General features: G+C 52.6%; 26 protein-coding genes. 20 read left to right on the forward strand and 6 right to left on the reverse strand.

The window, feature by feature from the left end; all coding sequences use genetic code 11:
* Positions 1-21: 21 nt before the first annotated feature.
* Entirely contained in the window at positions 22-1,473 is a 1,452-nt protein-coding gene (gene cls, locus ACZ5FK_RS12095) for a cardiolipin synthase (protein ID WP_464805152.1), read from the reverse strand.
* A 245-nt stretch (positions 1,474-1,718) separates the two neighbouring features.
* On the opposite strand from cls, the gene ACZ5FK_RS12100 reads away from it, so the two are divergent.
* A complete protein-coding gene (locus ACZ5FK_RS12100) occupies positions 1,719-3,077 on the forward strand; it encodes an L-cystine transporter (RefSeq protein WP_464807426.1) in 1,359 nt (452 codons plus the stop codon).
* A 54-nt stretch (positions 3,078-3,131) separates the two neighbouring features.
* Here ACZ5FK_RS12100 and ACZ5FK_RS12105 read toward each other — a convergent pair whose 3' ends face one another.
* Positions 3,132-4,364: a helix-turn-helix domain-containing protein gene (locus ACZ5FK_RS12105; RefSeq protein WP_464805153.1), complete on the reverse strand. Its 1,233-nt coding sequence runs from the start codon at positions 4,362-4,364 to the stop codon at positions 3,132-3,134.
* A gap of 112 nt (positions 4,365-4,476) precedes the next feature.
* On the opposite strand from ACZ5FK_RS12105, the gene ACZ5FK_RS12110 reads away from it, so the two are divergent.
* Both ACZ5FK_RS12110 and ACZ5FK_RS12115 read left to right on the forward strand, forming a co-directional pair.
* Positions 4,477-5,778 (forward strand): MFS transporter, encoded by a 1,302-nt coding sequence (locus ACZ5FK_RS12110; RefSeq protein WP_464805154.1) that lies wholly within the window; start codon positions 4,477-4,479, stop codon positions 5,776-5,778.
* 32 nt (positions 5,779-5,810) lie between these two features.
* On the forward strand, positions 5,811-6,659 hold the full coding sequence (locus tag ACZ5FK_RS12115) for a DUF2268 domain-containing putative Zn-dependent protease (protein WP_464805155.1): 849 nt from the start codon (positions 5,811-5,813) through the stop codon (positions 6,657-6,659).
* A 38-nt stretch (positions 6,660-6,697) separates the two neighbouring features.
* Here ACZ5FK_RS12115 and ACZ5FK_RS12120 read toward each other — a convergent pair whose 3' ends face one another.
* Positions 6,698-7,873, reverse strand: a complete 1,176-nt coding sequence (locus ACZ5FK_RS12120) for an MFS transporter (RefSeq protein WP_464805156.1) — start codon at positions 7,871-7,873, stop codon at positions 6,698-6,700.
* A gap of 285 nt (positions 7,874-8,158) precedes the next feature.
* On the opposite strand from ACZ5FK_RS12120, the gene ACZ5FK_RS12125 reads away from it, so the two are divergent.
* Entirely contained in the window at positions 8,159-8,299 is a 141-nt protein-coding gene (locus ACZ5FK_RS12125) for an Lmo0850 family protein (protein WP_464805157.1), read from the forward strand.
* Complete coding sequence (locus ACZ5FK_RS12130; RefSeq protein WP_464805158.1) at positions 8,277-8,768, forward strand: hypothetical protein; 492 nt, start codon at positions 8,277-8,279, stop codon at positions 8,766-8,768. Before ACZ5FK_RS12125 ends, ACZ5FK_RS12130 begins: the two co-directional genes overlap by 23 nt.
* Positions 8,769-9,033: 265 nt before the next feature.
* Here the strand turns inward: ACZ5FK_RS12130 and ACZ5FK_RS12135 are convergent, their stop codons facing one another.
* Positions 9,034-10,224, reverse strand: coding sequence for an FtsW/RodA/SpoVE family cell cycle protein (locus ACZ5FK_RS12135; protein WP_464805159.1), 1,191 nt, complete (start codon positions 10,222-10,224; stop codon positions 9,034-9,036).
* A 134-nt stretch (positions 10,225-10,358) separates the two neighbouring features.
* Complete coding sequence (locus ACZ5FK_RS12140; protein ID WP_464807427.1) at positions 10,359-11,489, reverse strand: FtsW/RodA/SpoVE family cell cycle protein; 1,131 nt, start codon at positions 11,487-11,489, stop codon at positions 10,359-10,361.
* A 229-nt stretch (positions 11,490-11,718) separates the two neighbouring features.
* Here ACZ5FK_RS12140 and ACZ5FK_RS12145 point away from each other — a divergent pair, with 229 nt between their 5' ends.
* From ACZ5FK_RS12145 to ACZ5FK_RS12170, 6 genes are all read left to right on the forward strand, one after another.
* On the forward strand, positions 11,719-12,780 hold the full coding sequence (locus ACZ5FK_RS12145) for a D-alanine--D-alanine ligase (RefSeq protein WP_464805160.1): 1,062 nt from the start codon (positions 11,719-11,721) through the stop codon (positions 12,778-12,780).
* A gap of 12 nt (positions 12,781-12,792) precedes the next feature.
* The gene (locus tag ACZ5FK_RS12150; protein WP_464805161.1) at positions 12,793-14,169 is read left to right on the forward strand and encodes a UDP-N-acetylmuramoyl-tripeptide--D-alanyl-D-alanine ligase; all 1,377 of its coding nucleotides are present in this window, start codon (positions 12,793-12,795) and stop codon (positions 14,167-14,169) included.
* Positions 14,166-14,858, forward strand: a complete 693-nt coding sequence (locus ACZ5FK_RS12155) for an alpha/beta hydrolase (RefSeq protein WP_464805162.1) — start codon at positions 14,166-14,168, stop codon at positions 14,856-14,858. Before ACZ5FK_RS12150 ends, ACZ5FK_RS12155 begins: the two co-directional genes overlap by 4 nt.
* A gap of 440 nt (positions 14,859-15,298) precedes the next feature.
* Positions 15,299-16,792, forward strand: a complete 1,494-nt coding sequence (locus tag ACZ5FK_RS12160; RefSeq protein ID WP_464805163.1) for a DEAD/DEAH box helicase — start codon at positions 15,299-15,301, stop codon at positions 16,790-16,792.
* Between the two features lie 713 nt (positions 16,793-17,505).
* A complete protein-coding gene (locus tag ACZ5FK_RS12165; RefSeq protein WP_464805164.1) occupies positions 17,506-17,985 on the forward strand; it encodes a PH domain-containing protein in 480 nt (159 codons plus the stop codon).
* Positions 17,978-19,498 carry a PH domain-containing protein gene (locus tag ACZ5FK_RS12170; protein ID WP_464805165.1) on the forward strand — a complete coding sequence of 507 codons (1,521 nt, stop codon included), beginning with the start codon at positions 17,978-17,980 and terminating at the stop codon, positions 19,496-19,498. The genes ACZ5FK_RS12165 and ACZ5FK_RS12170 overlap by 8 nt, the downstream gene beginning before the upstream one ends.
* A 78-nt stretch (positions 19,499-19,576) precedes the next feature.
* Here ACZ5FK_RS12170 and ACZ5FK_RS12175 read toward each other — a convergent pair whose 3' ends face one another.
* Positions 19,577-20,176: a rhomboid family intramembrane serine protease gene (locus tag ACZ5FK_RS12175; protein ID WP_464805166.1), complete on the reverse strand. Its 600-nt coding sequence runs from the start codon at positions 20,174-20,176 to the stop codon at positions 19,577-19,579.
* Between the two features lie 62 nt (positions 20,177-20,238).
* Between ACZ5FK_RS12175 and acpS the strand changes: the two genes are divergently transcribed.
* From acpS to ACZ5FK_RS12220, 9 genes are all read left to right on the forward strand, one after another.
* Entirely contained in the window at positions 20,239-20,595 is a 357-nt protein-coding gene (gene acpS / locus ACZ5FK_RS12180; RefSeq protein WP_464805167.1) for a holo-ACP synthase, read from the forward strand.
* A gap of 82 nt (positions 20,596-20,677) precedes the next feature.
* Positions 20,678-21,703: a LolA family protein gene (locus ACZ5FK_RS12185; RefSeq protein WP_464805168.1), complete on the forward strand. Its 1,026-nt coding sequence runs from the start codon at positions 20,678-20,680 to the stop codon at positions 21,701-21,703.
* A gap of 66 nt (positions 21,704-21,769) precedes the next feature.
* The gene (gene alr / locus ACZ5FK_RS12190) at positions 21,770-22,891 is read left to right on the forward strand and encodes an alanine racemase (RefSeq protein WP_464805169.1); all 1,122 of its coding nucleotides are present in this window, start codon (positions 21,770-21,772) and stop codon (positions 22,889-22,891) included.
* A 228-nt stretch (positions 22,892-23,119) separates the two neighbouring features.
* Complete coding sequence (locus ACZ5FK_RS12195) at positions 23,120-23,395, forward strand: transcriptional regulator (RefSeq protein ID WP_464805170.1); 276 nt, start codon at positions 23,120-23,122, stop codon at positions 23,393-23,395.
* Between the two features lie 4 nt (positions 23,396-23,399).
* A complete protein-coding gene (locus ACZ5FK_RS12200; RefSeq protein ID WP_464805171.1) occupies positions 23,400-23,750 on the forward strand; it encodes a type II toxin-antitoxin system PemK/MazF family toxin in 351 nt (116 codons plus the stop codon).
* A 198-nt stretch (positions 23,751-23,948) separates the two neighbouring features.
* Positions 23,949-24,794, forward strand: coding sequence for an RsbT co-antagonist protein RsbRA (locus ACZ5FK_RS12205; RefSeq protein WP_464805172.1), 846 nt, complete (start codon positions 23,949-23,951; stop codon positions 24,792-24,794).
* Positions 24,791-25,153: an STAS domain-containing protein gene (locus ACZ5FK_RS12210; protein WP_207958894.1), complete on the forward strand. Its 363-nt coding sequence runs from the start codon at positions 24,791-24,793 to the stop codon at positions 25,151-25,153. The genes ACZ5FK_RS12205 and ACZ5FK_RS12210 overlap by 4 nt, the downstream gene beginning before the upstream one ends.
* A gap of 2 nt (positions 25,154-25,155) precedes the next feature.
* Positions 25,156-25,557, forward strand: coding sequence for an anti-sigma regulatory factor (locus ACZ5FK_RS12215; protein ID WP_464805173.1), 402 nt, complete (start codon positions 25,156-25,158; stop codon positions 25,555-25,557).
* Between the two features lie 19 nt (positions 25,558-25,576).
* A complete protein-coding gene (locus ACZ5FK_RS12220; protein ID WP_464805174.1) occupies positions 25,577-26,581 on the forward strand; it encodes a SpoIIE family protein phosphatase in 1,005 nt (334 codons plus the stop codon).
* Positions 26,582-26,618 lie beyond the last annotated feature (37 nt).

The following is a 26,618-nucleotide window of genomic DNA, read 5'->3' on the forward strand; positions in this document are numbered from 1 at the left end:
GCAAGGGCAGGATGCTTGTTTTTATAAGATCGGCGAAAGCAGACGGGATACGGATTCCTTGATCTTGATGCCTCTTGAGCGGTTGACGTACATTTCGTATGTCAGCTCGGTGCATAGCTGAATGTCTTGCTCAAACAGTTCCGCAAGCTCGTGTGATTTCTCGCGGTCATAGATGAATGCATTAATTTCAAAATTGAGTTTGAAACTTCGGACGTCGATATTTGCGGTGCCGACTGTCGACACTTCATCATCGACGACAATCTGTTTCGCATGGATAAATCCATTTTCATAAATATAGACCTTTGCGCCGGCCTTCAGAAGGCTTCCGACATTCGAATATGTCGCCCAGTAGACGAACATATGGTCAGGTTTGTTCGGGATCATGATCCGCACATCAACGCCTGACAGGCACGCGAGCCGCAGAGCATCATGGAAACTGACATCGGGAATGAAGTACGGCGTCTGGATATAAATATATTCTTTGGCGAGGAAGATCATTTTCAGGTAGCCGTCTTTAATCTGCTCCCATTCCGCATCCGGTCCGCTCGAAACAATCTGGATGCCGACCGAGCCTTTTCGCGGGATTGCGGGGAAGAGCCGGTCATCGTATTCGATATTATGTTTTTCGGATGCCTGGTTCCAGTCGAGGATGAACCGTGTCTGGAGCGGATGGACGGCGCTTCCTTCGATGCGGAGGTGCGTATCGCGCCAATAGCCGAATTTCTTGTTCAGACCGAGGTATTCATCACCGACATTGAATCCGCCGATATAGCCGATGCGCCCGTCGACGACAACGATTTTCCGGTGGTTCCTGTAATTCAGCCGGGGGTTGATGAGCGGGAAGACGGCTGGAAAGAATGCCGCGACTTCGCCTCCTGCGTCCGTCAATTCCTTCAGGTGGCGGACATGCAGGCCGCGCGAGCCGATATCATCGAACAGCACCCGCACCTTCACCCCTTGTTTCGCTTTCCGGATGAGAATATCCAGGATGCGCCGGCCGAGTGTATCAAGCCGCACAATATAATATTGAAAGTGGATGTGATCCTTCGCATTTTCCAGGTCCTCGATGAGCGCTTCGAATTTATCGGCACCGTCGTTGAAAATTTGCACGTCGTTATCCTGCGTCAAGACGGCGTGGTTATTTCGTAAATGCAGATAAATCATGTCCTGGTAATGAGCGGTATCATCGAGGCGGAAGTCGAACGAGCCATCCTCGATCGCTTCAATCTGATAATCGATCAGTTTGTCGATCCCAATCCGGTGCCTTCCCTCCCATCTGAACAGCTTCTTTTCCCGAAGCTGCCTGCCGAACAGCAGATAGATGAAAAACCCGAAGAACGGAATGAAAAACAGGACGAGAATCCACGCCCAAGTGGAAGTGGCATCACGGCGTTCGAGGAAGATCAGGGCGATCGCCAGGAAGATGTTGAGGATTAAAATCGCCGTTACCGTTATGCTGATATATTGAGCCATTTGCTGTCCCCCTTTCGTATGAGGTATTTCTCTATGTGTGCGCACATATATCTGTTGAAACCGAAAAGATATGAGGCGGTTGTCTCCATTTACAGTATACCTGAAAACGGCAAGAGGAAAAGAAAAACAGAAAACGCCTAATACCTACTTGACTAATAGGAATAATATGCTTATAGTAATTCCTATAAAACTGATAGGAGGAAATGGCTTTGGATACATCGCTGTTATTATTGAATATTGCCGGTATGCTGGCACTCATCTTCGTACTTTATACTATGCACCGCAAGAAGGTTTCGTTTTCGAAGCGTGTCTTCACAGGACTCGGTCTCGGAATCGCGTACGGCCTGCTGCTTCACCTGACATACGGGGCGGATTCCGAAGTCCTTGCGAAGACGGTTCCGTGGTTCTCTGTCGTCGGGACCGGTTATGTAAAACTGCTGCAAATGATCGTCATGCCGCTTGTGTTCATTTCCATCATCGGCGCTTTCACAAAAGTGACGGTCGGAAAAAATTTCGGGAAGACGGCTGCGATGATCCTCGCCATGCTGGTCGGTACGACTGCGGTCGCTGCGGTCATCGGCATTGCGTCTGCGTCTGTATTTCAGCTGGATGCCACTGACATTGTCCAAGGAGAAGCGGAATTATCCCGCGGAACGGCGCTTGAGACGCGTTCTGAGGAAATGGCGGGGCGCGCATTGCCGGATCAGATCCTTGACCTGCTGCCTGCAAATCCGTTCCAGGATCTGACGGGCGCCCGTCCGACATCGACAATCGGAGTCGTCATCTTCGCCGCGTTCCTTGGCTTTGCGTACCTCGCACTGCGCGGACGTGATGAAGAGACGGCGGGACGCGTGAAACTCGGCATCGATGCGCTGTATGCCTTGATCATGAATGTCGTGCGCATTGTCTTGCGCCTGACACCATACGGCATCCTCGCGATCATCACGAAGACGGTCGCGACGAGCGACTTCGGAGCGATTTATAATCTTGGGAAATTCGTGCTGGCATCGTATGTTGCATTGCTTGTCATGTTCGCCATCCACCTGCTCATTTTGACGGTATCCGGTTTAAATCCGGTTACCTACGTCAAAAAGACAGGGGCGGCGCTGCTGTTCGCGTTTTCATCCAGGTCCAGCGCAGGCACCTTGCCGCTGACGATCAAAACACAGACGAACCGTCTCGGCGTTCCGGACGGCATCGCGAACTTCGCAGGTTCCTTCGGCTTGTCGATCGGCCAGAACGGCTGCGCAGGGATCTACCCGGCGATGCTTGCGGTCATGATCGCGCCGACTGTCGGGCAGAATCCGCTGGAGCCGATGTTCCTGCTTACGCTAGTCGCAATCGTCGCGATCAGCTCGTTCGGCGTCGCAGGCGTCGGAGGAGGGGCTACATTTGCAGCAATCCTCGTCTTGTCGGCACTGAACTTGCCGGTCGCACTCGCGGGACTGCTCATCTCTGTTGAACCTTTGATCGATATGGGGCGCACTGCGCTCAACGTCAGCGGTGCAATGACGGCAGGAACCGTGACGGCCCGCGTCAACGGGGAACTGGATAAAGAGATGTATGAAGATACAGTGAGTACACAGTCGATCGAAGCATCATAAGTAAACGAAAAAACATGGCAGGAGCCTAAGGGGGCACCTTGCCATGTTTTTCATTTACTCATTGTTTCCTATGATTTCATCGTACGTCCGGAGAACAAATTCCTTGTATGGAGAATCCGGCATAAGAGCCATCTGTTCGTACGCTTTTTTTGCATAATGGGCTGCCTGCTCTGATTCGCCAAGTGCAGCGCAGCACTTCGCCATATAGGCTTCCATGCTGTAAAAGGGTGATAAGTCCAGTGGATGGTTGAGATAGGAAGGGATTTCAACCATCTCAAAAGCATGCAGGGCCTCCTGATACTTGCAGAGCCCATACAATACCTTTCCTTCTTCCAAAAACAGATAGGCATTCGGCCAGCCGTCCTGTTGGATGAATACTTTATACTCCGCTATCATCGATTGCGCCTTGTCGTAATCTTTTTCGTATGTCGTCAAGTGATGGAGCTTGATGAAGTTCAGGAAGCCGAGTGGATCTTCATCACCTGAAAACTGGCTGTAAAGCTCTAGTTTTTCAACATAACTTTCATACTCGTCCTGTTGGCCGTTCATGAGTGAAGTGATGGCGGCCAGCCGATACAGGCTGTCCACCCGGTAGAAAATCTGCTGGCTTTTCGAAAATTCGATTGCGTGGTTCATGACCTGGATTCCCTGCTCGTACTGGCCTACAGCAAACCGGTAAATCGCCTCATAATAGTCGAGGCTGATTTCCGAGATCGGTTCGATGTATGAATAATGCAGGCTTAGATACTCGCGGTCCGACAGAAGCATTTGGAGCGCTTCTGCATATGAATGGTCTTTCGTCTTCGTGAATGAAAGGAAAAGACGGATAGTGATCCATTTGGTTACAATGTGCAACCGCTCGTACATGGCGGACGCCTTATCGATCGCTTCCTCCCAGCCTTCTTGGCCTGCCAGAAACAGAGCCCGTCCATATAGATCGAGCAATCGCGCACCTTCATATCTCTCGGGCAATTTCGTGATATACGGCTCTAGTATAGTGATGAGCTGCTCGTTTTCACCGTTTTCCATCTCAATGGGCACGCTATACAATTTCTCCGCTTCCTCGAGGACCAGGCGAAGCTCTGCAGGAGTTACCTCCGCCAGCAGCTCTGCAATATCCACCTCAAGCCGCTTCGCCAAATAGGAAAGGCTCTCCATCGAAGGGTTCGCCTTATTATTCTCAATTAAACTGAGCATCCCTTTGGAAAGCTGATCGCCCGCAAGCGCTTCAAGGGTCAGTTTGCGTTCTTTCCGTAATTCCCGGATCCGCTCGCCTACTTGTTTCACTTGGCTCGCCTCCTTCTTGGTTTAATTATATTAAACTTCCGCTTGCAGGGGAAGTGAGGAGTATGCTATTCTTTGTTTAATTACATTAAACAAACTGAATGGAGTGAGAAATTTGGATTCTGCAAGCAATCTTAAGAGGGCGACCTACCATATGTGGACGTTCACGATCAGCAAGCTGATTTCGGCTTTTGGGGCGAATGTCTATGCGTTTGCGGTCAGTTTCTATATTTTACAGATGACAGGTTCTGCGACGAGCTTCGCGACCAATTTGATCTGCAGCATTTTGCCGCGGACGCTTGTGGCGCCTTTCGCGGGGTATGCGGCTGACCGGTATTCGAGAAAGGCGATCGTCATCTCGGCGCAGGCAGGCACAACGCTTGCGCTCGGCGGATTGCTGGCGTTCAGCCTGACGCAAGGCCTGTCGCTCGCTGCGCTCTATACAACAACTGTCGTACTGTCGATCGCCTCTACATTTTCCGGGGTGACATTCAGTTCCTCGATTACGGGGCTCATTGACGAAGCGCGGATCCAGCGGGCGATGTCGCTGAACCAGATGTCGATTTCGTTCGCCTCGATCGGAAGCCCGGCGGTTGGTGGAATCCTGTACGGAACCGTTTCGATGAACACCTTCCTTATCATCTACATGTCGGCATCCGTATTGGCTGTTCTTCTAGAGTCGACGATGAATTTCAAATTGTTCGCGAAGCGGAAGGAGAAAGTGGAGGGCGAACCGAAAGAGTCCATGATGCAAAATATGAAGGCGGGGCTTTCGTATTTGCGGCTGCAGCCGGTTCTGATGACGATCATCTGGATATCGCTTGTCATCAATTTCCTGTTCGGCGCATTCCAAGTCGGCTTCTCGTTTATTCTCATTGAAAAGCTGAAGATGGCGTCGCAGCATTTCGGAATTGTGGAAGGGGCTCTTGCGGTGGGCATGTTGCTCATGTCGATCTATTTCTCCATCCGCAAAGAGGTTAAGTACCCGCTGCTTGTCTCAAAAAGGGGCATTCTAGTCTTCGGATTGCTGCTTATGATGATTCCGCTGCCGCTACTTGTGACGATGCAGTACAACATGTTCTTCGCATTCTACATGACCGTGACATTCGTGTTCGGCGTCAACATGATGATCGTCAACACGCCGATCATGGTGATGATGCAGAAGTCGATCGACGACGATTTCAAAGGGCGGGTGTTCGCGATCCTTGAAACGATGTCGATGGCGCTGATGCCGCTTGGAGTGGTCCTGTTCGGCTTTTTGTACGATGCAGTGCCGGCGGAGTGGATCCTGATCGGTTCCGGGCTGCTGCTGATCCTGACAGTGCTGGTCATGGCGCGCCCATCTGTCGTGCGCAAAGCGCATCCTGAGCTCGATAAAAAGGGAAGCGTGAAAGCGGAAATGGCTGCAGAACAATAAGGATATCGAATGGAAAGGGAGTGTGGGGCAGGGTGGATCAAGTGAAGATTGTGAATCTGGTGCCGAAGTTTCTAGCCTTTTATGAAAATGCCCGGACGGAAGAAGATATGGAGAAAGTATTTGAGGCATGGGAGGCGGAGTATAATTTTGCCGCGCTGCCGCCAGTCGAGAACCGGCGTGAACTGGCGCGCGAGATGCTGGAGGAGGCCTGGACCGGATATGAAGCCGCAATGGAACGGATCCGCAGCTTTGCGCCTGACGAAGAGGCGGTCCGCCAATCGGTCCGTGAGATGAAACAGCTGCTCGGCTACGAAGGCGATATCTCGGTTACGGTCCTCTACTATGTCGGTGCACTGGAAGGCAATGCGTTTGTCGCGCCGGCAGCGGACGGGGGCCTGACACTTTGCCTGTCTATCGAAGCGGGGGATGCCGACATTTTCCTTGCGCATGAAATGGCCCATATCATCCACGGGGCAGCTGCAGGTCTCAGCATGGAATGGGAGCGTTCCGTCGCAGAATCGATTTTGGCGGAAGGTGTTGCGATGCGGGCGAGCCTTGAAATTGCACCGGGCCATTCTGTCGAAGCGTATGTGGAACACCGGCCCGGCTGGCTGCGCGAGGCATCCGCGAAGAAGGCGGAAATTATCCATGGCATCCTCCCGTTCCTTGAGGATTCTTCGGGAGAGACGGTCAGCCGTTTCATTTTCGGGAGCGGGTCGACGGGCCTTGAGCGTGAAGTCTACTACGCGGGGTGGATCCTCGTTGGCGATCTTTTGGCAGGAGGGGTTTCATTGCAGGAAATCGCGCATGTGAAGAAGGAAAAAATTGCCGGATTCGTCCGCGAGCATTTGCATAGACTGGCGGAGAGCATGCCGGTCTAATGAGAAAGACCGCTCGGCAATGATGCCGGCGGTCTCTCTCACTTGGCGCCTTCAGGTGCGGTACGCAATGATTGGCTTGAAGTTTTGAACGTGATGATAAAGATGATTGAAATAAGGGCGAGCGCAGCTGAGATGTAATAGATCCCGCCGCTGATCTGCGTGAAAAGCGACGTGAACAGAAGCGGCCCGATGATGCGGCCCATATTGTCCATCGAATATGTCATGCCTGCCGCTGTGCCATATTTGCCGCCCGATTCCTTCGACGTCAGCGATACGAGGATCGTCCGGGCGAGCGCATTTCCGGCCGTGAAGACACTGAGGGCGAGTCCTGCCCAGAACAGATTCGACGTGAACGTAATGAGCAGGAGTCCGATTGCGGTGATGAACTGCGCAGCCAGAATCCAGGAAGTCTCCTTGCCGTCTTTCACTCTCCGGACGACACCTCCCTGAATCGCCGCATCGACAAATCCGCTTGCCATGAAGAGGTAGCCGACCTGTTTCGGTGTAATATCGATCCGGGAAATCTGGAACAGCTGGAACGTCGATTCGACGCCTGCGAGGATGAGCGTCACCATGAAGGACAGCAGGAACAAATTGCGGATCCGGTACCGCCAAAGCATCGAACCGCCTTTCGGAAGAAGCGCACGCTTATTCGCTTCGCCGGTGCGCTTCGGTTCTTTCAGGATCAGACTTGCATAGATCAGAAGCAGAAGCGTCAGGATTCCAGAAGCGAGGAACGGCACGTGTAGGCCGAAGTCGCCAAGCACCCCGCCAAGCGCCGGTCCGAAGATGAACCCGAGACCGATCGACATGCCGAGCAGCCCCATATATTTATTCCGGTTCTCCTCCGTCGTCATATCCCCGACAAACCCAGTCACTGCCGTATAAAGAGCCCCTGAGAAAATCCCCCCGACAATCCGGGAGACATACAGCAGCACCAAATGGTCAATGAAAAACGCGAACAGGAAGAAACTGAGACTGAAGCCGGCAAGACCGACAAGAATCAGCTTCTTGCGCCCCGTCCGGTCGGATAATGAACCCCAGAATGGCGCCGTGAAGAACGAAGCGAGCGAGTAGACCGTCAGCAGGCCGCCGACATGCACTTCCGAAAGCCCTTTCTGCACGACCACTTCGGGAAGGACCGGGATGATCAGCCCGAATCCGAGATAAACAAAAAATTGAACAGACATTAAAAGAAGTATTGCTTTTTTCATAAGAGACCTGCTTTCCTCAATATCAATACATCCATTCTACTCTCGGCACGACCTTGTACACAAAGGAAATGGCGCACCTGCGCAAATGGAAGAAATTAATTATCGGTCTGATGTATGAGAGATTTACATTAAAGATAAAATTGTAACAGAATTGAAAGATTTAAAATCACCAAGGAGTGGTATGATGGTAGTAAAGATAAGATGGAACAATTTTCATTCAACCGATGAAACCTTCCATACGGCAAAAACGTTTATAACTATGAACAGAAAGGTCGAGGTGGAAAGATGGCTAAAGAGAAAGTGGACTTGAAAAAGATCATCACTAATCTGGCGAAACTAGGCGTATCCGCAACCGTGACGAAATCCCGTCTGGAAATGTTGAAAGCGCTCGCGCCACCCGCACATGACCCGCACATCCAGTCTTAATAACGAAGAATTCAAAGAGGCAGCCCTGATCGAGGAGGGCTGCCTCTTTTTTGATTTCTTCAGGGGCGAAGTCAGCAATGCAGCCGCGGAAAGAAGCAACGGCAGCTCCGAAGTCAGCAATGCAGCCGTGGAAAGAAGCAACGGCGGCTCTAAAGTAAGCAATGCCCCGGCCGAAAGAAGCAACGGCAGCTCCGAAGTCAGCAATGCAGCCGTGGAAAGAAGCAACGGCGGCTCTAAAGTAAGCAATGCCCCGGCCGAAAGAAGCAACGGCAGCTCCGAAGTAAGCAATGCAGCCGCGGAAAGAAGCAACGACAGCTCCGAAGTCAGCAATGCTGCCGGGGAAAGAAGCACCGGCAGCTCCGAAGTAAGCAATGCCCCGGCCGAAAGATGCAATGGCTATTTAAAGGAAGCAGTGTTCCCGCCTAAGGAAGCAATAGGCTCAGCGGCAAGAGTGAGCGGACCGGAATAAGCAACGGGTAGCCAAAAGTAAGCAACGCACCGGTCAAAGTGAGCAATGGCAGCTCTGAAGTGAGCAAGGCTACTGAAGAAGTGAGCAACGGTCCTGTCAAAGTAAGCAATGGCTGCTCAAAAGTAAGCAATGTTCCTGCGGCAATGTGTCCCGACGTCCCCGGGGTCCCCGGAGCTCTCCGGGGACCCGTGAGCCAGGCCAAAGCAAGCAATTTCCGCCAGTCATCTTCTCCCCCGCATACAAAAAACCGGCGCGCGGCCGGTTTTCAGTCATCGTCATGATGTTTGCTGAACATGTAGGTGCGGTGATGGAATTTCATGCTGAACACGAGTCCGATCGCGAGCATGTTGCCCATGAGGGAGCTTCCGCCGTAGCTGATGAACGGGAGCGGGATGCCGGTGATCGGCAGGAGCTGGATCGTCATGCCGATGTTCTCGATCACGTGGAATGTGATCATCGCGATGATGCCCGCGCATAGATAGGTGCTGAACGGATCTTTTAATTCCAGCGTGATTTTCGTCATATGGTAGATCAGGAAGAAGTACAGACAGATGACGAGGCTGGCGCCGATGAATCCCCAGTCTTCCGAGATGGTGCTGAAGATGAAGTCGGTGTGGCTCTCCGGCACATATACCTCGCGCCCCTGGTAGCCTTTGCCGAAGATTTCGCCGGAGCCGATCGCGTTCAATGAAACAATCAGGTGGCGTCCTTCGTCGGAGGCGTAGGAATAAGGGTCGAGCCACGTATAGATGCGCATGAACTGGTATTCCTTGAAGCCGAGCTTGAAGAGGAAATCCTGTGCGTACAGCGCCATCCAGAGCATGGCGGTCCCGAGTGTTGCGCCGCCTGCGAAGATCGGCAGGATGATGCGCCACGAGATGCCTGCGACGATGATCAGCGCGGTTGTGATCGCAAGGAACACGAGTCCGGTTCCGAGGTCCGGCTGCAGCATGATGAAGACGAACGGGAGGAGCAGGACGCCGAGAATCTTGCCGAGCAGCAAGAAGTCCGTTTGCAGCGTCTTGTCCAAGTATTTCTCGTGGTGCTGCGTAATCATCCGCGCGAGTCCGATGATGAAGAATGTCTTCATGAATTCGGCAGGCTGGATGCTTCCGATCCCTGGCAGGTGGAACCAGCTTTTTGCGTTGTTCCGCCGTGCCACGAGTTCCCAGCTGTCGGGCAGTACATATAATAGGGCGAGGAGCAGGACGCCGCCCCCGTAAATGATCCAAGCGGCTTTCTTATACTGCTCGGGTTCCAGGTACATGGTGACAGCGATGATGACCGCGCCGACCACGTACCACTGGATTTGCGACGGGATGAAGTTGATCGAATACTGGCCTGTCGTCTGGGCGGAAGAGATCGCTATGAGGCTGATCACGCCGAACAGCAGCAGGATGAAGGCGAGTGTCCAGTCGAACCGGTCGGCTGGCCTTGCGTCTGCTTTTATTTTCATGGGTAGTAGTCACCTTATCGTAGGAATCAAATGCGTCTTGCCGTCCGGTTTTCATTATAAAACACGGAATCTGACAAGGATTTTATTATACAGGAATTCAGTATAAAATGGTCGACTGAATTTTTACCAGCCGCTCAATAGTCGTCGTCATCGGAGTCGAACATATACGTTCGGTGGTGGAACTGGATACTGAACACAAGCCCGATGGCGAGCATCATGCTGAACAGCGAACTGCCTCCGTAACTGATGAACGGCAGGGGAATGCCTGTGATCGGGAGCAGTTGGATATTCATCCCGATATTTTCGAACACATGGAACGCAATCATCGCGATGACGCCCACGCATACATACACACTGAACGGATCCCGCAGCCCGATCGCGACTTTCGTCAAATGATAAATAAGGACGAAGAACAGCGTGATGACGATGCAGGCGCCGATAAATCCATATTCCTCCCCGATGACGCTGAAGATGAAATCGGTGTGGTTCTCCGGTATGTATATTTCGCCGCCCTGGTAGCCCTTGCCGCGCAGCTCCCCCGACCCGATGGCCATCATCGCGTTAATGAGGTTATAGCCCTCGTTCGACGAGTAGGAGTACGGATCAAGCCAGGAATAGACACGCTTGAACTGATAGCGGGAAAAGCCGAGATCCTCGAGGAAGTCCTGCGCGTACAGCGCCATCCAGAGCAGTCCTGTCCCGAGAGTCGCGCCGACGGAAAAGATCGGCAGCAGGATTTTCCACGAGACGCCGGCCGCAATGACGATCGCCGCCGTGATGGCGATGAAGACGAGGGACGTTCCGAGATCCGGCTGTTTCATGATGAAAGCGAGCGGCACGAGAAGGACGACCGCCATTTTTCCAAGCAGCACAAAATCGGTTTTCAATGTCTTTTCGAGATTCTTCTCCTGATGGGAGCTGACGAGTTTTGCGAGACCGAGTATGAAAAATGTCTTGATGAACTCGGTCGGCTGGATGCGCCCGATGACGGGGAGAGTCAGCCAGCGCTTTGCCCCTTTGCGCATTTCCGCGATCTGTCCTTCTCCGCCAGGCGCCAGCATGAGGAACAGCAGCACGAGTACGCCGATGCCGTATAGCGGCCACGCGATTTTCTTATATTGTTCAGGGTCGAGGATCATCGTCATGCCGACAATCGTCAAACCAACGATATACCATCTGATTTGAAGCAAAGCAAAATTAATATTATATTGTCCGGAAGTCTGGGCCGAGGAAATGACCGTCACGCTGATGATGCACAGCAGCATCAGGATGAAAGCGAGTGTCCAGTCGAAACGGTCAGCGGGCCTTCCTGGAAGTTTCAAAGCATTCACCTTTTCTGTAATTCACTCATTCCAGTATAAACTACTTCGCGCCGTAACTCTATTGACGGCCGGCCGTTTGCAGAAGTTCCAGCACGCTTTGTTTTTAGTTCATCGGCTTTTGGATTCGTGGTAAACTGTAAGAATGAAATTTAACAAATGAGCGGGGGATTCGATGAAAAAGCGTTTAGGTTTAGTATATGGAGGCAAATCTGCCGAACATGAGGTGTCTTTATCCACGGCTCGTGCAGTGACACATGCTGTCGATTTCAAAGCTTATGAAATCATCCCGGTGTACATCACATATAAAGGGGAATGGCGGGTCGGCGATGCTCTTCGGGAGCCGGTTGCTTCAATTGAAGAGTTGCGGATCGGCCGCAATACCGACCGGCCGGACTGCATCGCTGAATTTATCGGCACCGCGGACGTGGATGTCGTGCTTCCGCTCCTTCACGGGACGAACGGTGAGGACGGCACGGTGCAAGGCCTGTTCGAAGTGATGAACATCCCGTACGCAGGCAACGGAGTGCTCGCCTCGTCCGCCGGCATGGACAAAGTCGTCATGAAGCAGCTGTTTGCGCATGCCGGCTTGCATCAGGTGCCTTATGTGTACTTCATCCGCAGCGAATGGAAAGAGGACCGGGACCGGCTGCTTGCGAAGATGGAGAGCGAGCTCATCTGGCCGATGTTCGTCAAGCCTGCGAATCTCGGGTCGAGCGTCGGCATCAGCAAAGCGGAGGACCGCGAAAGCCTGATCCAAGCAATCGATTTTGCCTTGCGGTTCGACCGCAAGATCATCGTAGAGCAGGGCGTCACGGCGCGCGAAGTGGAGATCGCCGTCCTTGGCAATGACCGTCCCGCTTGTTCCGTTCCGGGGGAAATCAAACCGGTCGCTTCTTTCTATGATTACGAGGCGAAGTACAAAGACGGCAATACGGAGCTCGTCATTCCGGCGCAAGTGACGGATGACGTCAAGAGCCGCATGGAAGATATGGCGCTCCGCGCGTTCAAAGTGCTCGACTGCGCGGGTCTCATCCGCGCGGATTTCTTTGTCACAGCGGATGATGAAGTGCTGATCAACGAAGTGAACACGATGCCGGGCTTCACGCCGACAAGCATGTTCCCGCTGCTGTGGCAGAACACCGGCCTGACGTATCCCGACTTGATCGAGAAGCTGCTGGAACTTGCCATTGACCGGCATGAAGAGAAGAAACAAATACAATATACGATGGATTGAGCGTGATAGATGATGAAGAAACAGTTGAATGAAGTTGCCCGCTGGCTTGGCGCTGACGGGCAGCAGATGGACGGCGTCATGGTGACAGGCGTGTCAATCGATTCCCGCACTGCGAAAGAAGGGGATCTGTTCATCCCGTTCCGCGGGGAGCAGGTGAATGGCCATAAATTCGTCCTGCAGGCGATTGAGCAAGGGGCCGCCGCGTCCCTTTGGCTCGCGGATGAGCCGAATCCTCCTGCGGATGTGCCGCTCGTCTTCATTTATGATTCCGAACTAGCGCTGCAGCGCATGGCGGAGGCGTACCGGGAGGAACTTTCCTGCACGGTGATCGGCGTCACGGGATCGAACGGCAAGACATCGACGAAGGACTTGATCGCAGGGACGCTCAGCCCGTATTTCAACGTGCGCAAGACGGAAGGGAACTTCAATAATGAACTCGGACTGCCGATCACGCTTCTGTCGCTTGAGGAGGACACCGAAGTCGCCGTCCTTGAGATGGGGATGAGCGGGTTCGGGGAAATCTCTTTCCTCTCCCGCCTCGCGAAACCGCGTTATACGGTCATCACGAATATCGGGGAAGCGCATCTGCAGGATCTCGGCTCCCGTGAAGGGATCGCGAAGGCGAAATTCGAGATCATCGACGGCATGGCGGAAGGCGGAAAGCTGTTCTACGACGGCGATGAACCGCTTCTCGTCCCATTTGTCGCTTCGACCAGCAAGGAAACGGTCTCCTTCGGCATGTCCCAGCAGGCGGACTTGCACATCACTTCGATTACTTCCGGTGATGAAGGAAGCCTGTTCACGACGGAGGGGATTGTGGACGGCCATTTCACGATTCCGGTATACGGCGCGCATCAAGTGAAAAACGCTCTCGTCAGCGTCCTGATCGCCAATGAGCTTGGCTTGACGTCTGCGCAGATTGCGGATTCACTGAGACGTGTGCGCCTGACGGATATGCGGATGCAGCCAGTGCAGCACGGGAGCGGTGCTTTGTTCATCAATGACGCATACAATGCGGCGCCGACATCGATGCGCGCGGCGATTGGGTTCATCCGGGAGACGGAACTGCGGCCGGACAAATGGCTTGTGCTCGGCGACATGCTGGAACTCGGCGATGACGAGAAGGCGTACCATGAAGCGCTGGCGGACGCGGTAGTCTCCGTGAATGCGCAAGGGGTTCTATTATATGGGCCGCGCATGAAATGGCTGCATGACAAGCTTGCGCAGTCCGCGCCTTCCGTCCGGCTCTGCTGGGAAGAGGAGGACATCGAGCCGCTTGCGGAGGAACTTCGCCGGTCGATCGATGCGGACTCCATCATCCTTCTGAAGGGATCGAGGGGCATGAAGCTCGAGCGGATCATCACGGCTCTCTCAGGAGACGGAAGATGAAAACCGGCTTGCTCGTGCTGCATGGCTTCACGGGCGGGCCGTTCGAAGTGAGGCCGTTCATTGACTATGTAAGGGGATTGACGGATTGGCGGATTGTTGTGCCGACGCTTCCGGGGCATGGCTTCCCGCCGAATCTCCGGGGGATTTCCGCGGAAGCGTGGATGATGGAGGCGGAAACGGCTTTCCGGAAGCTCCGGAAAGAAGTCGACCGGGTCATCGTGGCGGGATTCTCGATGGGCGGGCTGATCGCGATGCATCTTTGCATGCGCTATGAAGTCGACCGCCTTGTCCTGATGAGCGCCGCAGTGAAATACGTCAGTCCCCGCATTTTGCTGGGCGATCTTCTGTCGCTCGCGAAGGAATCGGTGACGCGCCATTACAAGACGACGACGTTCCGGCATCTGTACAATTACAAATTGACCCACACGCCCATCCGTTCCACGTTCGAATTCATCCGGCTCCATAAGATGGTGCTGCCGCATTTGAACTTGGTCAGGACGCCAGCCATCATCGTCCAAGGGAAACGCGATGAGATTGTCCACTTTTCCGCCGGCAGGCAGATTTATGAAGGGATTGCCTCTGCGGAGAAACGGCTTCTCTTTTCTGAAAATGGAAAACATCACATTTGCTTTAGTGATGATCGGAAAAAGTGGTTTTCGGATGTTTTGATGTTTATGAAAGGCGAATAATGCGTATTCTGAATTTAAGCGGAATCGTTGCGGGCGCTGAGGGAGCGTGTTACACTACAATGAGTGATGGATACATTTACATGAGACTCTTCCCGAGCGGAGAGTACTTTTTTTTGAATAAAACGGTCTGAAAACGGATGAACCTCCATCCATACAGGCCGCTCGGCAAAGACCGGGCTTTCCTTTTAAGCGATTACCTCTGATAAACAGGAAGTACTTATATTTGAGCGGATGCCTCTTGTCCAGGTGGGTACAGAACACCGAGCATAGAGAGCGGATTGCCTCTATTGATTATTGAATAAAGTGCATGACTTCCGCCCACTCCAGAGAAAACCAACACATCGGAAACGTTCCCATAACCGTTTAAGCTCGAATTTGCCGCGCTTTCATTTGCAAATGTAACCAATTGCTAAATGAAGAAACAAAGGAGAATGAGTAGTTTGACAAAATTTTCAGACTTGAACATTAGCGAATCCACACAGAAGGCATTGCAACGCATGGGATTCGAAGAAGCAACACCAATCCAGGAAGGTACGATCACATTTGGCATGGAAGGCCGCGACGTCATCGGCCAGGCACAAACAGGTACTGGTAAGACGGCTGCATTCGGTATTCCGATCATTGAAAAGATCGATATGAACGATCCATCCGTCCAGGCGCTTGTCATCGCGCCGACCCGTGAACTTGCGATCCAAGTGTCCGAAGAGATCTACAAGATCGGATTCGGCAAACGTGCACGCGTCTTGACTGTGTACGGCGGCCAGGAAATCGGACGCCAGATCCGCGCGCTGCGCAACAATCCGCAAATCGTAGTCGGTACACCGGGACGTATTCTCGATCATATCAACCGCAAGACGCTCAAGCTCGGCAACGTCCGCACGCTTGTGCTTGACGAAGCGGATGAAATGCTCAACATGGGCTTCATCGAAGACATCAACACGATCCTTGAGAACGTGCCGTCTGAGCGCCAGACGCTCCTCTTCTCGGCAACAATGCCTGGACCGATCCGTAAAATTGCGGAAACGTTCATGAAAGAGCCGGAAGTCGTCAAGATCAAATCGAAAGAAATGACAGTCGAAAACATCGACCAGTTCTTCGTGAAATCACAGGAACGCGAGAAATTCGACGTGTTGACACGTCTCTTGAACGTTCACCAGCCGGAGCTTGCGATCGTCTTCGGCCGTACAAAGCGCCGTGTTGATGAGCTTGCTCATGCGCTCAGCATCCGCGGATACCTTGCAGAAGGCATCCACGGCGACTTGACACAGGCGAAACGGATGAGCGTCCTTCGCCAGTTCAAGGAAAACAAGATCGATGTCCTCGTCGCAACAGACGTAGCGGCACGCGGACTTGATATTTCCGGCGTGACACATGTCTACAACTTCGATATCCCGCAAGACCCTGAAAGCTATGTCCACCGGATCGGCCGGACAGGACGCGCAGGACGCAGCGGTGTCGCAGTTACATTCGTCACACCACGTGAAATGGGCTACCTGCGCATTGTCGAAGAAACAACGAAGAAGCGCATGATGCCGCTTCAGCCGCCGACATCCGACGAAGCATTGCTCGGACAGCAGCGGTTCGCAGTAGAACAATTGGCAGAGCTTGTCGAGAAGAACGAATTGAGCGATTACAAACAGCTCGCTTCCGAAATGCTCGATAAGTATGAAGCGGTAGATCTTATCGCTGCTGCCCTCAGATCGCTTACAAAAGAACCGGATGATACGCCAGTCAAGATCACAGAAGAGAAGCCATTGCCGATGCGCAAGACGGGCTCCCGTGACCGCGGCGGATACAAAGGAAGCCGCAGCGGCGGCAACCGTTCGTATGGCGGAGGCCGAGGCTACGGCAGCAACCGCCGTGGCGGCAGCCGCGAAGGCGGCGGACGCCGTGATTCTGGCCGTTCCTCATCCCGTGGCCGGAACGACCGGTAATCTATAGAACAACCATGAAGCAGAGGAGAAATCCTCTGCTTTTTGTGTGGGCGGAATTGGCTGAACGGGCGTTGGTGTCGGCGAAATAGGCGTTCAATCTGGTAAATGGGCGCTGGTGCCGGCGAAATAGGCGTTCAATCTCGTAAATGGGCGTTGGTGCCGGCGAAATAGGCGTTCAATCTGGTAAATGGGCGTTGGTGTCGGCGAAATAGGCGTTCGATCTCGTAAACGGTCGTTGGTGCTGGCTAAACGGTCGTTCAATCTCGTAAACAGTCGTTGATGCTGGCTAAACGGTCGTTCAAGCTGGCTAAATGGGCGTTCAATCTCGCAAACAGGCGTTCATTCCGGCTAAACGGTCGTTTAATCTCGTAAACGATCGTTGATGCTGGCTAAACGGTCGTTCGATCGCGTAAACGGTCGTACATGCTGGCTAAACGGTCGTTCAATCTCGTAAACGGTCGTTCGTACCGGCTAAACGGGCGTTCGATCGCGTAAACGGTCGTTGATGCTGGCTAACCGGTCGTTTAATCTCGCAAACAGGCGTTCATTCCGGCTAAACGGCTGTTCGCCGGCTAGTCCGTAAAGAAATCATTCATTTTCTGGCTGGAAATGAAACGTTCAGCGGGTGAGGATCGTATAGAAGAGAGCGGTTCTGTATTTGACAGGATGAAAGGTATGCTATACATAGAGTGAATGGAAAGAGGTGGAGGTATATGAGACCGCAACCGGCGAACCGGATTTCGGTGAAAGGGCTGAAGGTGTGGAGGCTGTATGGGATGATCCAGACGGCCATAGTGCTGCTGGTCGCCATTGGATTTGGCGTCCTGGTGCATTTCTTGGAATGGGCTTCTTGGCTGTATATTGTGGCGGCTGCTGTCGTCATTGCGGAGGGGTATTTCTCAATTTATCTGATTCCGAAGGTGCGGTGGATGCGCTGGCGGTATGAGGTGCGTGAGACGGAGATCGAGCTGCAGCATGGCTTGTTCATTGTCAAACGGACATTGATTCCGATGGTGCGCGTGCAGCATGTCGATACGTCGCAGGGGCCGATCTTGAAGAAGTACGGGCTGTCGGTCATCACGGTTTCGACTGCGGCGACCAACCACTCGATTCCGGCGCTGGAGATGGAAGAGGCGGATGCGCTTCGCAGCCGGATTTCGGTGCTGGCAAGGGTGGCGGAAGATGATGTCTGATGAACGTTATAAATTGCACTGGGTGACAGCGGTCATTGAGACGATAAAGACCGTGAAGGAAGCCGCATTGCCGCTCGTCGTTTTGCTGTTTGCCAATACGAGGCGCGAGGGAAATACGGGGCTATGGTGGCTCGATTATCTGTCGTTCATCATCCTTGGTGTACTGGTCATCTTCCTGTCGCTGAGCGGCATCATCAAATGGCTGCGCTTCACGTATTGGTTTGAAGACGATGAACTGCGCATCGAGTCGGGGCTGTTTGTCCGCAAGAAGCGTTATATCCCGTTCGAAAGGATTCAAAGTCTGGATTACACGGAAGGCATCTTCCACCGGCCTTTCGGGCTTGTGAAAGTGAAAGTGGAAACAGCGGGCAACTCCACCTCTAAAGAAGCGGAAGGGGAACTGACTGCGATCACGAGGGAGGCTGCTAAAAGGATTGAGCAGCGGATTGCTGAGGCGAAAAGGGGACGCAAGGCGGATCACGCACATGAGGGATCTGTCGAAGTGGAAGCAGTGGAAGAGACACAGCCTGAGCCTGTATCAATTTTCCGGCTGTCGACAAAGGATCTGTTCATCCTGGCGACGACGTCAGGCGGAGCGGGCGTCATTTTGTCCGGTGCCGCCGTGTTCCTTTCCCAGTTCTCCGATCTCATTCCATATGAGTGGATGTACGACGAGATTTCGGCGTTCATCAAATTTGGAGCATTGATTGTCGCGCTTGCTGCGTTCGTCGGGCTGTTCATCGTCTGGATCCTGTCCGTTTTCATGACGTTCTTCTCGTATTTCGGATTCACGGTAGCGCTCGACGGTGATGACATCATCATCACGCGCGGCCTGCTCGAGAAGAAGCGGATGACGGTTCCGCTCAAGCGCGTGCAAAGCATCAGCTTGATCGAGAGTCCGCTGCGGCGGCCGTTTGGACTCGCGTCCGTCAGTATCCAGAGCGCGGGAGGCGGCATTGGCGACGGGGCGAAGATCAATCTGTTCCCGCTCGTCAGGAGGAAAAAAGTGCAGGAGCTGCTCGGACAAATCTTTGAGGAATACGATTTTACGGAGCCGGAGAAGAGGATTCCGCCTCGCAGCAAGCGGTATTTCTACCGGATTGACCTGTTCTGGATGGTGCCTGTCCTGACAGCCGTTTCAATCTTCTTCTTCCCGCTCGGGCTGCTGTCATTCCTCGTGCTTCCGTTCGTCATCGCGTTCGGACTGTGGCAATACCGCTCGGTCCGCTACAGAGTGCATGCGAATCAGCTGACGATGCGCTTCCGGGTCGTCAGTCTGCAGACGGCCTACATGCTGAAGCGGAGAATCCAAGTGATGGAAATGAAGCAGAGCTATTTCAACAGACGGAAGAAGGTCGGCACCGTCATTGCGAGTGCCAAATCCGGCGCAGGCGAGCACCGCGGACAGATTCCGTTTATGGATGAGGCTGAAGCGGAAGAGCTGTTCAATTGGTTTGAAAAAAAGAGACTGCCGCTTGCGGAGAAGGAAGATCCGCTTGTTGACGTAGAATAAAAGAGCGGAGGAACGCTGATAGGTTCCTCCGCTCTTTACTGCCTATAGGACGTACTCTACATTGCTAGAAGCAGTGCCTTAGCGCCATCTCGTAATCCGCTTCGGGTGGAAGTATCCGAGCCCGATCAGGAATCCGACGCCGAGCCCGACAAGATGTCCGATGATATTGATGTTCGGCTGAAGGAACGTCATGACGACGCTGATCACGATGATCGGCAGAACGATCTGGCGGAGTTCAGGCAGCACGCGCTTCGTATAATGGACGAGTGCCCCGAATGCGCCGAGAATCCCGAAAATCGCGCCGCTCGCTCCGACTTGGGCGAACTCAGGTCCTGCGAGGAAAAAGCCGGCGATATTGCCGAAGATGCCGGACAGCAGATAGATGGTCAGGAATCGCGCTTTCCCTGCCACCCGTTCGAGTTCCGGCCCGAAGATGAAGAGCGAGAACATATTGAACAGCAAATGCATGAGCCCCGCGTGCAGGAACATCGGTGTGATGAGCCTCCACCATTCCCCTTCAGAAATCAAATAGTTGATGCCGACTCCGAAATTATAGACGCGGTAGCCAAGGAATGGCAGCACGGTCAGTACATGAATGATGATATTCAGCGCAATCAGAAAGGATACGACGGGATAGAGCCGTATATATTGGGAAAAGCTTTCTCTGCGTATAAACATTTCGTCACCTCTATGGATTCATTATACAATTCGAATAGGTTAAAAAGAAAGGGGGAGGCCGTATGATTGCAGGAATCGGGCTTGATATCGTGGAACTCGACCGTATCCGGAAATCGGATATGCGATCGCCGCGTTTTCGGGAACGCATATTGACGGAAAGGGAGCTTACCATCTATTCGTCGCTCTCGGAAAAACGGCGGATCGAGTTTCTGGCGGGCCGCTTCTCGGCGAAGGAGGCGTTCGCCAAGGCACGCGGAACAGGAATCGGGGAAGGGTGCGCCTTTCTTGATATCGAAGTTTTGCCGGATGCGGCCGGAAAACCGGTCCTTTATTTCAAGGGCGTGGCAGAAAGCGGGTTTGTCTCCATTACGCATACGGAAACGGTCGCTGCCGCGCAAGTGGTTCTAATGGAAAATTAATTTGAAGGAGCCAAGCTCGCATAATTGTTCGTCCACCCTCATAAGATGACCTACCTGATCGAAATGAGAAAGGATGAACTGAATGCGCACCCGGATAGCTGCTGTATTGTTGGTTATGGTCATGGTTCTTCTCGCTGCATGTGGTACACCATCGAAGGAAGATGTCATGAAGAAACTCAGTGGTAAATGGAACGACACGAAAGGGTATGAGCTACAAGCGACAATGGAAATCAAGACAGGCGCGGAGCCGCGGCTGTACGATGTGACCGTCTGGCATACGAAACCTGATTTCTACAAAGTGAATGTGGCGCAAGGCGGGACGAATGAGTCCCAGATGATCATCAGAAATGCGGACGGCGTATTTGTTGTGACGCCTTCGCTCGGCAAGACGTATAAATTCCAAAGCGACTGGCCGACGCAGAACAGCATGGGATATTTGATCGGTTCCTTGTCGGATGACATCAAAGCCGACAAGAACGCGAAAATGACTGAGAAGGATAAGACGTATATTTTTGAGACGGTGACACGCAACAACCATAAGAAAGTGCTGCCGACGCAGCAGATCCATATTGATAAGAAAACATTGCTGCCGAAGCATGTGTCGGTGATGGATGCGAATATGGAAGAGAAGATCCGGATAACGTTCAATAAAATCGCTCTAGGCGTGGAACGGAAGCCATCCGATTTCGCCGTTCAGATGGATGACACAGGAGTGAAGCCGGAAGCCGGTGAAGAGGACGGGAATGAAGAGAAGAGCGATGAAACAGGACTAGGCAGCTTCTACCCGGATCTCGAGTGGGACGATACGACGCTTCAGAACGAGCAGAGCATGAGAGATGGGGAAAACACGCGCCTGTTCTTGACTTACGGCGGCGGCGACAGGGAGTTTGTCGTCATCCAGGAGCCTGCATCCGCGCCGGAGAATCAGCTGGTGCCGGTATCAGCAGAGGGGGATCCTGTCGATCTCGGCTTTACGGTGGCGGCATTGACGGATACATCGATCCGCTGGGAGCAGGACGGCATCTCGTTCTTCGTTGCATCGAACACGTTAACGAAGGATGAGCTGATCGAGGTCGCTTCCTCGATGAAACGCGACAGCGTGAAATGATAACAAGTTGACCGGGGGCGGGCGGTAGGAACATAATGGTGGTATACGCGAGGACGGAGGGATTTCATGGCCGGCGACGTAAACTACCGCCCGACGAAGGCGACTGTCAATTTATCAGCAATCACAGGGAATGTAAAGGAACTAAAAGACTTTTTACCGGAGGGCACTGGTGTCATCGCCGTCGTGAAAGCCGATGGTTATGGGCATGGCGCACTTCAAACTGCGCAGGCGGCATTTGACGGCGGAGCCGCCATGTGTGCGGTTGCGACGCCGGATGAAGCGATCCGGCTGAGGGAAGAAGGGTTAGAGGGAGAGATCCTAGTGCTAGGGTCTTCTCCTGTTTCATTCGCCGCGCGGGCAGCAGAAGAGCAGATCACGGTTACCGTCTTTGAAGCGGACTGGCTGGAGCAGGCGTCTGCCAGGATGCGAGAAGATTCACCTGATCTGCATGTACATATTAAAGTCGACACGGGCATGGGCCGGATCGGTGTCCGCAGCGAGGAGGAGCTTCTTGCGATCTATCAGGTGATCGCAAACGAAAGGAAGCTGTCCCTTTGCGGCATGTTCACCCATTTCGCCCGGGCCGATGAGGAGGAGCGGTCGCACACTGCGGAGCAGTATGAACTGTTCATGCGGCTTGTGCGCAAGCTGCCCGAGAAGCCGCCTCTCCTCCATGCAGCAGGCAGTGCCGCTGCCATGCTGTATCCTGACTATGCGCTGGATGCTGTCCGGTATGGCATCAGCTTATACGGCATCCCTCCCTCCGCGCACGCGGGCGGGAACTTGCCGTTCGGCCTGAAACGAGCCATGACGGTGGAGACGGAGCTCGCATATGTAAAAAAGTTGCCTGCCGGAAGTCCCGTGAGTTATGGCGGAACATACGTGACGGAGACGGACGAGTGGATCGGCACGCTGCCGGTCGGCTACGCAGACGGCCTGAGGCGCGGGTTGCGCGGCCAGGAGGTCTTGATCCGAGGCAGAAGGATGCCGATTGTCGGAACGATCTGCATGGACCAATGCATGGTCCGCCTTGACCGGGAGTATGCGGCGGGTGAACCGGTCGTCCTGATCGGCACGCAAGGCGGCGAGGAGGTCAAGATGGAAGAGTGGGCGGAGCGTCTCGGCACGATCCCCTATGAAATTGCCGTCTCCTTTTCACCGCGGCTTCCGCGCATATATTCACGTTGATTGGGTATAGTTAGGGTATTACTGTTACTGGTGCCGCTGAAGCCTGTTATGATGACGAGCTGTAATGCATGATTTGATTTGATTCCATAAACGAACCATTTTCGACAAACTCCTTTCCGATGTCGAAGATTCTTGTCGGGTAATTACCTTTTATGTCTTCTCATTGTCGAACTTCGATGGTAAGATGAAGTAGAGTAGAATCGATCGAAGGAACGGGGTCTGTCGGAGGTGCTAGCATTGCGTGAGAACAAAATCATCAAAGAAGTCGGCGTGCCGTTACATGAAAATGAACATACGAACGTCCATCTAGGGGCGGAGCATGAAGAATTCGTCTACGTTTCGACAAAACGATATGTCACCGATCACGACGCGGAACTGATCCGGGAAGTGATGATGAAGGGATATGTCGAAATGTCGCATATCAACTTGAAAATCGCAAAGGAATGCTTGCATGCGGAGCTAGAGGCCCAGCACGTGATGGAACGTCTCGTAAGCGGAGGATGAAATTTTGGCGATAAAACGTGGAGACGTCTTTTTTGCAGACTTGTCGCCTGTTGTCGGATCCGAACAAGGCGGGACAAGGCCGGTTCTTGTCATTCAGAATGACATCGGCAACCGGTTCAGTCCGACGGTGATCGTTGCGGCGATCACTGCGCAGATCCAAAAAGCAAAATTGCCGACACATGTTGAAATCGATGCGGATAGATACGGGTTTGAGCGGGATTCGGTCATCCTGCTCGAACAGGTCCGCACAATCGACAAGTCAAGGCTCACAGACAAAATCACCCACTTGGATGAGCTTTTAATGGAAAAAGTGGATGAAGCACTTGAAGTCAGCTTCGGGTTGATCAAATTCTAGTATACATATCGAAACGGCATTACGGAGGCATTCTCTTCCGTAATGCCGTTTTATTTAGTGTGTCAGCAGAGGGCTGTCAATATATAATTTGCGAAAAAGATGTTTCATCCGCCATTTTTCGTTACAATAGGAGGTAGGATGTTTTATCTCATCGACCGATGATATTTTCAGTTATTAGGGGAGGGTACTTGAAGCATCATGAACAAACTCATGGTAGAAGGCATTAATGAACATATGGACGAGATCATAGAACGGTGGACGACCCGCATGAAGGAAGAAAAGGGAGAGCGATTCTTCCATTTCATGCCCGAGCATCTTGTCAGCAAAACGAGCCGCGAATTCGCAGAGCTCATGACATCGAATATCGTAGAGGAACTCACAACGGATCCTGACATGATCGACAACGACAAGATCAATGAGTTCACGGAAAAGATTGTACGGTTCGGCTGGTCCATCAAATTCGTCAACAAGGCAATTGATAATTTTTCAGATGTCGTATTCGATCTGCTCCTGGAGAAAGAGATCATCAACGACAGCAACATGCGCAAATTTGTTCCCGTTTTCACAAGATGGATCAATCCGCTGCGTGAGAGCATCATTGAAGCGTACGCCAATGAATGGGAACGGACGGTCAGCCTGCAGAAGATCGCCTTGCAGGAACTGTCTGCGTCCCTGATTCCGGTGTTCGAGAAAATTTCAGTCATGCCGCTAGTCGGGACCATTGACACCGAACGGGCAAAACTGATCATGGAAAATCTGCTGGAAGGCGTTGTCAGCCAACGGGCGGAGGTCGTCCTGCTTGATATCACCGGTGTTCCTGTCGTCGATACGATGGTCGCACACCATATCATACAGGCGGCTGATGCAGTACGCCTTGTCGGAGCGAAATGCATGTTAGTCGGCATCCGTCCTGAAATCGCCCAAACGATTGTCGCGCTTGGCATCAACCTGACCGATTTCACAACGAAGAGCACATTGCAGCGTGGTATGCAGGCAGCACTTGAGCTTACAAACAAGACTATCGTGGAGGTGGCGAAGAAATGAAAACGCGGATCCCGATTTTAAAGCTGAACGAAGTCCTCATTGTTTCCATCCAATGGGAACTCGATGACCAGACGGCTATTCAATTTCAAGAAGACCTTCTTACGAAGATGCACGAAACATCAGCTCTTGGTGTGGTGATCGATCTGACACCTATCGACTTCATCGATTCGTTTATTGCGAAGGTGCTTGGAGATGTCATTAATATGACAGGCCTGATGGGTGCGAAAGTAGTGATTACCGGTATTCAGCCAGCAGTCGCCATCACATTGATCGAACTTGGAATACGGATGGAAAATGTCATGACGGCACTTGATCTCGAAAACGGCTTGGATAAACTTTACAAAGAATTGGAGGCCTGACCATGAGTTATCGGTCTTCTGTAGAGATATACACGGAATGGGATATTGTTGCTGCACGGCAAATGGGCCGTAACGAGGCAAAGCAGACCGGTTTCGGCACCGTGGACCAGGCGCGAATCACGACAGCGATCAGTGAGTTGGCGAGGAACATCTATTTGTATGCCGGAAAAGGGAAAATCGAAATTGAGAGAATCAGTGAAAACGGCTTGTTTGGCATAAAGATCATCGCATCTGACGAAGGGCCGGGCATTCAGGATCTCCGGAAAGTGATGGAAGACGGGTTTTCCACATCGGGTGGTCTGGGAGCCGGGATGCCAGGCGTCAAAAGGCTGATGGACGAGTTCAAAGTTGTTTCCGAACCGGGTGTCGGAACGACGATCACTGCGACAAAATGGCTTCACTGATGTAGAAGGAGGATAAACGATGCCGCGGGAAGTCGGAGAGCAGTATAAGGAAATTTTGAGGAAGTATCTTGAGAGCAAGAGTGAAGAAGATTTGTACGTCGGACAGCAATTCAGCAGGAAATTCATCGAGAGAGAAATTGCGCCGGAAGATGTCATCAGCATCCATAAAAGTTCTTTGTATGAGATCGCTCCTGGCTTGCGCGACGAAGTTTGGGATGCGTTCGACTTTCTGATTGAGATGATGATCCATTACGGATTCACCCTCCGTGAGCATCAGAGCCTTATCCGTAAACAGGAAACCTTGCAGATGGAAATGGACGTTGCGACGAAAGTGCAGGCCACCTTGCTGAAGACGAAGGTGCCTGAAGTGAACGGCCTGGAGATCGGCTGGATTACAGAGCCGGCCCATCAGATGAATGGCGATTATATCTATTTCCTGAATGAAAGCCCGGAAGAAGCGAGTGTCGCTGTCGCTGACGTCATGGGGAAAGGCATTCCGGCGGCTCTTTGCATGTCCATGATCAAATTCGGGATGGACGGACTGCAGAAAGGGGATACGCACCCTGCTGCGGTGCTGGATGTCCTGAACCGGATCGTGGAGAAGAGCGTGAGTGATTCCATGTTCATCTCCATGTTCTATGGAAAATACGACGCGCGTTCCTCTCTTTTCTCCTATGCGTCTGCGGGTCATGAGCCTGCTCTTCATTACAGCGCCCGGACAGGTGCTTTCACAGAGCTGGATGCGAAAGGCCTGCTGCTCGGCATCCAGGTCGATACTTGGTATCAGGAGCATTCCGTCCTTCTGGAAGAAGGGGATTTTGTCGCCATGATGACAGATGGCGTCACGGAGTCGAGGAACGACGATGGGTTTGTTGAGATGGACACGATCCAAGGCCTGCTTGCCGAGGCGAAGGATTTATCCTCCCAAAAGATCGCGGAGCATGTATATAATGAGCTTGCAGGCATGCAGGAATACAAGTTGAGCGATGATTTCACAATCGTCATTTTCAAAAAAACCGTCTGAAAAGGTTTCGCCCTAACCGAGATTGGGTACTTAAACA

This window comes from Sporosarcina sp. GTC18466 (assembly GCF_055389225.1).